This window comes from Acidovorax sp., from assembly GCF_046339755.1.
Classification (GTDB): domain Bacteria; phylum Pseudomonadota; class Gammaproteobacteria; order Burkholderiales; family Burkholderiaceae_C; genus Acidovorax.
The window spans coordinates 1-8,583 of record NZ_JBKDTZ010000376.1 but is presented as its reverse complement, the minus strand read 5'-3'; the positions used below and the strand labels follow the sequence as shown (position 1 = coordinate 8,583).

The 8,583-nt window shown below is 56.4% G+C and carries 12 protein-coding genes; 9 read left to right on the top strand and 3 right to left on the bottom strand.

Annotated features, from left to right (window positions below; all coding sequences use genetic code 11):
• Positions 1-154: 154 nt before the first annotated feature.
• Positions 155-682 carry a hypothetical protein gene (locus ACK59X_RS32435; protein ID WP_409963236.1) on the bottom strand — a complete coding sequence of 176 codons (528 nt, stop codon included), beginning with the start codon at positions 680-682 and terminating at the stop codon, positions 155-157.
• Positions 683-770: 88 nt separating this feature from the next.
• Between ACK59X_RS32435 and ACK59X_RS32430 the strand changes: the two genes are divergently transcribed.
• Positions 771-1,064, top strand: coding sequence for a hypothetical protein (locus ACK59X_RS32430; RefSeq protein ID WP_409963234.1), 294 nt, complete (start codon positions 771-773; stop codon positions 1,062-1,064).
• A 123-nt stretch (positions 1,065-1,187) separates the two neighbouring features.
• Entirely contained in the window at positions 1,188-1,640 is a 453-nt protein-coding gene (locus ACK59X_RS32425; protein WP_409963232.1) for a hypothetical protein, read from the top strand.
• Positions 1,641-1,722: 82 nt separating this feature from the next.
• Here ACK59X_RS32425 and ACK59X_RS32420 read toward each other — a convergent pair whose 3' ends face one another.
• Positions 1,723-2,079: a hypothetical protein gene (locus ACK59X_RS32420; protein WP_409963230.1), complete on the bottom strand. Its 357-nt coding sequence runs from the start codon at positions 2,077-2,079 to the stop codon at positions 1,723-1,725.
• A 110-nt stretch (positions 2,080-2,189) separates the two neighbouring features.
• Between ACK59X_RS32420 and ACK59X_RS32415 the strand changes: the two genes are divergently transcribed.
• Positions 2,190-2,546, top strand: a complete 357-nt coding sequence (locus ACK59X_RS32415; protein WP_409963228.1) for a DUF6876 family protein — start codon at positions 2,190-2,192, stop codon at positions 2,544-2,546.
• Here the strand turns inward: ACK59X_RS32415 and ACK59X_RS32410 are convergent.
• Positions 2,543-2,935 (bottom strand): hypothetical protein, encoded by a 393-nt coding sequence (locus ACK59X_RS32410; protein ID WP_409963226.1) that lies wholly within the window; start codon positions 2,933-2,935, stop codon positions 2,543-2,545. The genes ACK59X_RS32415 and ACK59X_RS32410 overlap by 4 nt on opposite strands.
• Before the next feature lie 91 nt (positions 2,936-3,026).
• On the opposite strand from ACK59X_RS32410, the gene ACK59X_RS32405 reads away from it, so the two are divergent.
• The 6 genes from ACK59X_RS32405 to ACK59X_RS32380 all read left to right on the top strand — a co-directional run bounded on the left by ACK59X_RS32405 (position 3,027) and on the right by ACK59X_RS32380 (position 8,454).
• Positions 3,027-3,479, top strand: a complete 453-nt coding sequence (locus ACK59X_RS32405) for a hypothetical protein (protein WP_409963224.1) — start codon at positions 3,027-3,029, stop codon at positions 3,477-3,479.
• A complete protein-coding gene (locus ACK59X_RS32400; RefSeq protein WP_409963222.1) occupies positions 3,479-4,813 on the top strand; it encodes a terminase large subunit domain-containing protein in 1,335 nt (444 codons plus the stop codon). Before ACK59X_RS32405 ends, ACK59X_RS32400 begins: the two co-directional genes overlap by 1 nt.
• A gap of 34 nt (positions 4,814-4,847) precedes the next feature.
• Positions 4,848-6,374 (top strand): hypothetical protein, encoded by a 1,527-nt coding sequence (locus ACK59X_RS32395; protein ID WP_409963220.1) that lies wholly within the window; start codon positions 4,848-4,850, stop codon positions 6,372-6,374.
• 51 nt (positions 6,375-6,425) lie between these two features.
• Positions 6,426-7,013: a phage scaffolding protein gene (locus ACK59X_RS32390; protein WP_409963218.1), complete on the top strand. Its 588-nt coding sequence runs from the start codon at positions 6,426-6,428 to the stop codon at positions 7,011-7,013.
• Positions 7,014-7,034: 21 nt separating this feature from the next.
• Complete coding sequence (locus ACK59X_RS32385) at positions 7,035-7,868, top strand: hypothetical protein (RefSeq protein WP_409963216.1); 834 nt, start codon at positions 7,035-7,037, stop codon at positions 7,866-7,868.
• 397 nt (positions 7,869-8,265) lie between these two features.
• Positions 8,266-8,454, top strand: a complete 189-nt coding sequence (locus ACK59X_RS32380; protein WP_409963214.1) for an FmdB family zinc ribbon protein — start codon at positions 8,266-8,268, stop codon at positions 8,452-8,454.
• The last annotated feature ends 129 nt before the right edge of the window (positions 8,455-8,583 follow it).

The following is an 8,583-nucleotide window of genomic DNA, read 5'->3' as shown; positions in this document are numbered from 1 at the left end:
TTGCGCCCGGCGCCGTCCCAGGCGGCAGCCAGCGTGCACAGACGCGCACCCGTTCCGCCCACGACAGAAACACGATGACCACCACGATCAAGTACGACGATCTCGTCGAGTCCGTTGCTGCTGCGCTGCAGTACATCTCCTTGAACATAGGTCGCTAAGAGTCATCGCCAGAGCGGTCCGCGCCAGGGGACAGCGCAGATTCAAGGTTTGCTACAAGTCGAGGCGCAAGCTTGCAGCGGTCCCCGTGGTAACGCGCCAAGTGCGCTTGCGTGTGCAGAGCTGAACAGTGGGGGCATGGGGTCTTGGTGACGTTTTTAGCAGCTTCAGCGCGCAGCGTATTGGATGAAGCAGACCACGTTTTTCCTTTAGTCGGTGACACCCGTCCTTTCACCCCTCCCCTGCCCAACTTTGCTTCCCTACTGTTCTCGACAATCGACTTGATCGAGACATTGCCGACTTCGTAGTCGCCCAGGTCGTCGTGGCGCGCCATACAGTAGCCGCCCTTACCTCGGCCACGCTGCTCCAACTTCCCTGAGTCCATCCAGATTTGCAGCCACTGCTCGAAGGTGAGCTTCATCTCGATCTTGTGACCATGTCGATCTGGCTTCCGTAGCTTGCAAGATTTCTTGTGGATGTTGTAGAGGTCTCGGTACTTTCTCAAGTTTGAACTGGTTTCAGGCATTTTTTCTTCCTACGTGGCATCACCGCCACCACTTGTTTATCCAAGCGGTAAATAGGTGCACCCCATTTGGGGGACATTAGGAAATGCAATGAAATCAAGAGACCTACTTCAAAACTACGCACATGCATGCGGCCGCCTTCATGTGTTCCGCGAGCGCCATGGCCTCCCCGCGTTCGACGAGGCGTTTGATCACAACCAAAATCTCGATCTTGAAACCGGCAAGGAAAGCTTGACTTCACCGCAACTCGAAGTGATGAATGCACTCCGCGATGAAGTAGCGTTGTTGAAGCGCCAGATTCTCGATCAGATGACTGTCGAGGCGCAGCTCACCAAGCTAATTCACTCGACAGTAAAGCTTCAGCTGCGCAAGTCGAATCCTTAATGTAGTGGCCCCACTACACCTGAAGTATTTTTCACTTGGCGTCACTCTTTAGTTGATGCGGTGAATACCTGACGTTCCAATTGATCTACGGCAAAGACGCCGTTTAACAAACGAAAGTAGATCATGAACGCAAAGGCAAATTCCAAGACCGCAACTCCAGCAGCTCCCGCAAAGCCAGTTTCGTTTTTTGATTCCCTGACTGCAATTGCAAAGCCCGTCGCAAAGCTGTCCAGTTTGCAAGCGCAGCAGGATCCAAAACTGGCACTGCGCACCCGCTTCGTGGCAAGCGTCGGCGAACAGATCAAGCTGGTGCAAGCCGCTGCTCCCAAGAGTCGTTGGTTCGTTCGCAACCCTGATGGCAGCTACGTTCTCACGCTGCGCAACAGCAACAGCGCTATGCCAGTACAGGGCACGACCTACTTCGCAGTTCCAGACGCCGAGAAGGCAGTGGCTTTCCTTACTGCAGTTCAAGAAGGCACCAAGGCAGGTGAGATGGATGAGGTGCTGGCAGCGACCACGCGCAAGCCTCGCGCAAGAAAGGAGCCAGCACCCACCCCTGCTCCCGCTTCCAAGTAATCGTTCCAAAACTACAAAGGCCGCAATCGCGGCCTTTTTCTTTTTTGGCTTTCGCAAAAGACTAAGTGGCATTCACGCTCTTTCACTCTTTTGTTGATGCCTTATCACCTAGACTTTCCAATTGGTTACCAAGCAACAGGTAACCGAAATGACAAACACGCAATTTATTCAAAGCACACCAGTTAGCCACTTTGGTATTGATGCCGAAGACTTTCAGGAAATAGTTGAATTTGATCAGCTGTGTGGTGCGCAATGGCCAATCTGGGTTGCGCGCAAAAATGGTCAGCCTGTAGCTTGGTGGGACGAAAGCAGCGATGTCGCCGCAATCGCCGATTAACCAAAGCAGGAAATAACCGTGAGTAATCAGCCAACTAAAAAGGAAGTCATTTGCCCAACGGCGATGTACGTGCACCACTACCAATGGTGCTTGGCCAACCATGCCATGACTACCGACGACAGCGCGGAGCGGGAGTGTGAGGAGACCTACACCCGCGTGTTCCAGGACGAAGACCAAGCCAAGTGGTTCTGCTTCGACATGGGGATCAAGGCATGAGCGACTTCCAGTCAGCACTCCAGACGTTCACCGGCACGGAGCAATACCACCGCCATCCCATGTATCGAGAGCCGGTCTACACGGACGGCATGCGGTACTTCTTCCAGAACGCAGGCCAGGGTGCCTACTGGCTGCTGGACATCCTGGCGACCGAACCGGCGATTCGCAAGCAAGCCCAGGAATTTGCGAGCATCAAACTCGCGGTGAAAGACAGCGGCGCGATGCTAGCTGTCAACGACGGCGATGACTCAGCCAATGTCTTCGAGCGCAGGATCAACTACACGGACTGCCCGGAAGGGACGTACCAGTTCTACTGGGTGAGCGGCGTGCTGATGCTGTCCAGGGAGTATTAGAACCAGCCCAAGATCTGGTCTTTGAAGGTGGAGAGCAAAGCCCAAGCGGCTCCACCCAGAAACAACGCAGCCGCCAGGAATCCATCCTGGCGGCTCAATTTCAGCTTGATCGAGTCCAGGGAGTCGTTGGTGTGATCGATCTGCTCGGTCATGCGTTCCAACGACAGAAGCGCTTTGCGAGTCAGCTCAGTGTTGATGCGCAGTTCGTCCACCACGGACTCAACGGCGCCCATGCGCGCCTCCAGCTTGTCGCTGGTCTTGGTGTGGTCTGCCCTGCACTGCTCCACCTCTTGCTTGATCTGTGCCATCTGCTCTTTCGCATGTGCATGCTGCTGCTCAAGGACCGACACGCGCACGGTCAAGTCCTGCAATTCCTTATCTACGCTCATAGCTACCCCGGGTTCATTTGGAGTATTTACCCGACCAAGTGAACGCTGACCTCTTGTGTAAATACCTCACACATTGCCCAAGAGGTTAGGAATGGATAACGACAACAACGAGACTGGGAAGGCACCCAGCATCACCGACTTTGCCCAGGCCCTGCGTGCAGCAAGGAACGGCATGAGTCCCCGCGCGATCGCGGTGCGAGCAGGCATGACGCTGGACAAATTTATGGCCGTACTGAAGGTCTACCCAGACCTCGAACTGGCTTTTGAAGGTGCTCGCGCAGACTACGAGGAAGCGAGACGCGCAAAGATCGAGGCCGTGGAGCAGAGCGCCATTGCAGCAGAGGAAAACAGCCTCGTCTACAAGATCAACCGCGAAGCCCTGAAAGACCTCATCGACCAGGACCGCGATGCACGGGTGATCCGCGTGCACCACACCAACGCACCTGCGGACAACGGACTGGATGCCCCGGTATACGAGCCAGCATCAGATGAAGAGCTTGCCGCCATTCGCGCGCAAACGGAAAGTGAGGCCTCGCGAGACTGATGGGCACGCGCAAATTCAAGCTACTGCCCCATCAAGTAAGGTTCATCAACGACACCCAGCACCGCATCGTAGGCCTTGTGGGGGGCTTCCGTGCTGGCAAGACCTACGCAGCCGTCCACAAGGGCATCGACCTAGCGTTTCGCAATCCAGGCCTGGATGGGGCCCTGATGGAGCCCACGCAATCCATGATCCGGGGCACGCTGATGCCCGTCGTGAACAAGGTGCTCAAGGACGACTACGGGTGGACGGAAGGCAAGCAGTACACCTACCGCAAGTCCAATCCCGAGAGCCTGGTTATTCACTTCCCAGAAGGCGATACCACGATCTTTCTTTGCGGCGCCGAGAACTATCACCGCCTTGCAGGCAAGACGCTGGCCTGGTTTGGCATTGACGAGATCGACCGTTGCACAAGCCGTGATGTCGCCCTGGCAGCGTTCAAGGAAGCAACGGCCCGTCTGACGCGCGGCCCATGTGTTCAAGGCTTCGTGACGACCACGCCAGAAGGCTTCCACTTCTCCCACCTCTACTTCGTGGAGAACGAGAGGGACGAGAGCGGCACTGTTCGGCCAGACCGATACCTGCACAAGGCCAAAACCTTTGACAACCCGTATGTGCCCAGCACGTACATCACCAGCATCCGGTCCAACTACACGGCCAAGCAGGCTGAGGCATACCTGAACGGTGAGTTCGTGAACCTTGCGAGCGGCAACGTCTATTACGCGTTCGACCGCGCGCTGAACTGCACAACGAAGACCCTGCAGGACTTCCAGAAGACAGTGCTCTATGTGGGCATGGACTTCAACAACGACCACATGAGTGCGGTCGTTTGCGCGCACGATCAGCTGAGTGGGCACACCTACGTGGTCGAAGAGATCGTGGACGAGAAGAACACGGAGTCCATGATCCGCCGACTCAAGGCCGACTACGGCCACTGGGCACAGCATGCCAACGGCATCACGATCTACCCGGATAGCAGCGGCAAGAACGCCAGTGCCAACGCCAGCCTCAGCTCCATTGCGATGCTCAAGCAGGCAGGCTTCAAGTGCGAGTTCAAGGGCAACAACCCGTCGATCATGAAGGAGCGTGTGCCTGCAGTGAACGCCCAGTTCAGTTCCCAAAAGCAGGTCAACGGCGAATGGGTCGCGCAACAGAAGCTGTTCGTCAACATCGAGAAATGCCCGGTGCTGGTCAAGGGCCTGGAGCAACAGGGCTTCGGACCAGACGGCAAGCCGGACAAAACCACCGGCCTCGATCACTGCCTGGATGCGCTGGGCTACTTCATCGCCTTCATGTTCCCAGTGCCGGGCAAAGGCAGCGTTTCCGTCCTTCGGTGAGCGGTAAATACAACAACATCACCGAGGTGAATTCATGATTTCAAACGACAACTTGATCCTGGACGGGTTCGATCTGAACCAATGGATCGACATGCTCAAGACCAACCGCGCCAAAGACGCGATGAAGGCAAGGAACTACTACGAAGGCCAACAAGAAGACGAGGTCATCAAGCTCTTGGATGACCCGTATCGCGGTCGTGCAAATTGGCGCAGCGAGGGCTACATCCCGCGCTTTCGCAACGTCACAAAGATGATCGTCGAGAAGAGCGGTCTTCTGTTCAAGGACGCGCCGCCCGTCTTGGAGGTGTTCAACCAAAACAAAGTCACGCCCGCGGCCGAGCCCACAACGCTGATCGCCGAAGAGCTGGCGAAGGTGGAGTGGTCGGACTTCGCGATCAAGCTGGATGAGATGACGCGCCTGCTCAAAACGGCCATCGTCCTGATGCAGTGGGATGCCGAAGAACAGCAAATTGCGCTCGACCTCCTGCATCGTGGCAACTGCGAAGTGGTGATCAATCCCACGACCAAGAAGCCCAGGTCCATGATCTACCGCTACAGCAGCGACAACGACGGCGCGGACTATGCGATCTGGACCATGGAAGAGATCGTATGGGTGAGCGACCGAACAGAGGGCGGCGTGGTGATCAACGCTCGCCAGCCCAATCCCTACGGCCTCATTCCCATCACGGTGTTCTACGACACCAACTCGCCAGTCACCGGATTTTGGGCCGAGCAAGACAAGACGATCGTGAACCTCAACGAGGTGGTGAACCTGCACTACACGGACAGCGAGCGCAGCATCAAGTGGTCCAAGATGAGCACCGCTATCACTAACATGCAGCCCAAGGGCGCCAGCGCACCTGGGTCAGCCCTTGGTGCCGCCCTGGGCTCAGTGGTTGCACCAGACGCCCGCACAGTGCTTGGCGGCCCGGGTCAGGTAGTGGTGCTGGAAAGCAATGGCATCGACTCCCCATTCTTCGACTACAAACGCCCAGACGTGGACTTGGTGTCGCTGGATGACGTAGTGAACACCTGGGTGCAAAGCGTGGCCGGGGACTGGTCGGTCAAGATCCACACCACCAACACAACCGCAGCCAACAGCGGCTTTCAGCTCATGGTTGAGGAGATGGCGAACCTCGACCTGCGCAAGCAACGACAGCGCATGTTTGAGCAGTCGTTCAAGCGCTTCTACCGCATTCTGGCCCGAGTAATGAACACCGCGAAGGGTCACACGGCACTGGACGAGAGCGCAGAGATGTTCGCGAAGTTTAGCGCTCCTTCTCTACCTGTCGATGTAGCTGCGCAGGAAGAATTGTGGGCGAAGAAGATCAGCGAAGGCCGTGCGACGGAGCTGGACTACTTCATGAAGGTCGAGGGCATGACCAAGGAAGAGGCGAAGGCCAAGATCCTTGAAATGCACGAGTTCAACGTGTGGAAGGCCAGCCTCACGCAGCCCGAAGAACCCACGGCGGATGAAGATCAAGACGATGCTGAGTCTCTGGTCGAACACGACAACGCCGTCACACAGATGCAGAGCGACAGCCAAGCGAACAGCCAGTAATCGACCTCGCTAAATAACTCCAACAAAGACCCGAATGGGCAGGAGTTATTGATGCCGAATGGTGATGAAAGTGTCCTCGACACAAACGGATCGAATGATCAAACGCAGGCAGCTGAGCAAGCGCAAACCCAGGTAGCTGACACCCAAGACAGCGACGCACACAAGCGTATCGCCGATCTTGAATCGCAACTGGAGAAGGCTCGCAACAACCTGCAAGCAGCTCGTCGTTTCGAGCAGGAAAGCAAGTCCAAGAAGTCTGAGCTTGAAGCCCAGCTCACCGAGAACGCTTCCTACAAAGAACGCGCAGAGCAAGCGGAAAACAAGCTCATGACGCTGGCACTCAACGGTGCATTGACCGAGGCTGCGAAAGCAGCGAAGGCCAAGAACATCGCAGCCGTTTTGAAGTTGGTTGACCGCGCCGGAATCGAAGTGAAGGACGGTGAGGTAGATGCCAAAGCCGTTGAAGCAGCGATCCTGAAAGCAAAGGAAGAAGCCTCAGAGCTGTTCGAGATTACTGCCATGCCCAATCCCGCGAGAGCGGCAGAAGGCGCAGTGACCAGTGGCTATGAGACTGAGCTGGCCGCATGCAAGACGCAAGAGCAACTGATTGCCGTCATGCGCCGCTATGGAAAGTTCTAAAAACAATAAGAAGAGAAAACAATGGCAGATTTCATCACCAACCTGACAGGTGTCGCACAAGTAGACAACAGCCTCGTCCAAGCCTATGCCGCTGGCATCATGATCGCTAACGGTCAGGCTCAAATCCTGGAACCACTGGTCTCCGTTAAGGAAGACATCAACGCAGTGAGCATCCGCTTCACGAAGTATGGTCGTCTGGCCCTGGCCACAACGCCCCTGCTGGAACGCGAAGACGTGGCATCCATTGCCTTGTCCGACAGCGAGATCCTGTTGACTCCAAAGGAATACGGTAACGTGGTCACGACCACCAACCTGTCTTCCATCCAGACCGGTGGCCGCGTTGACCTGGCAGCGGCAAAGAACGTTGGCCTGAACATGGGCCAAACGCAGGACGCCCTGATCCTGCAAGCCCTGATGACAGCCCCAGCGGGCAACAAGGAAGCATCCGCAGTTTCCGGAGCCCAACTGGACGGCCAATACTCCAAGCTGGCATCTGCATCCGTGTCCCCTGTAGGCGACTCCTACGTGGCAGTAATGCCCGAATCAGTGATCGCCGTCTTGCGCGCTGAGTCCGGCTGGGTTGATGTGCAGAAGTACGCTTCCGCTGAGGCAGTGCTGAAGAACGAAGTGGGCTTCTACAAGGGCCACCGCATCCTGCGTCATGAAGGCGTGACAGCAGGTCACTCCATCAGCTTGGGTGCAAACGCCCTGGGCAAGGCCGTGAGCCAGGCCCCAAGCATGAGAATGACTTCGGGCAACGACAAGCTGAACCGCTTCTTCAACCTCGGTTGGTACGGCGTATTCGCATACGGCCTGATCGACCCCGACGCAGTTCAGATTCTGACCGGCGTCTAAGCGCTCCATCACAAGAAAGGCTCCCTGCGGGGAGCCTTTCTTCATTGCCAAGTCAGAACGCGGTTGTGGTCCTATTGCATCGCTCCTTTGCGACATCCTCCGCGCGCTGCCCAGCCGAGGGCTTGCTCTTGAGCGTGGGGTACGAGCCGATCTCTTTGAAGTATGCAACGCCCCGATCAATACACAGCTCCACGTCCGACTTCGTTGCGACTCTGGGCGCGCTGCTGCTGGTCGAACTTCCTCCGCCACAGCCACACAACATCAGCGCCACTACGCCTACCAGAACACCTGCTTTTGCCGTCATAACCCCTCCTCGCTTGTCGAGCCATGCTAGCAGACGGACCCTGTTTTGAAATCAATTTCATTGCCAGCTAAGTAACTCCAACAGGAGTTACCGATGAAGTGTTTCTATGCCTACAAGTGCCCCAAGTGCCAAGCAGTGATCGAGAAGCTGCAAGAGCGAACCGACCCACCACCAATGTGCGAATGCGGTGCGCAGACACAAAAGACCATCGCCACCCCTGCCTTTACTTTTGTGAACGGCAAGGGCACGTCGGGCGGCCACACGTGGCGCATTCCCAAGTGATTGCTCGTTGCGTAAATACGAGCAAACCGAGGTACACCTATGCCCACCATTACCGTTGAAACCGGCGCAAGCGACCCAGGTGCGAACAGCAATGGATCGCTGGCCGATGCCCACCCCTATCACGCCGCG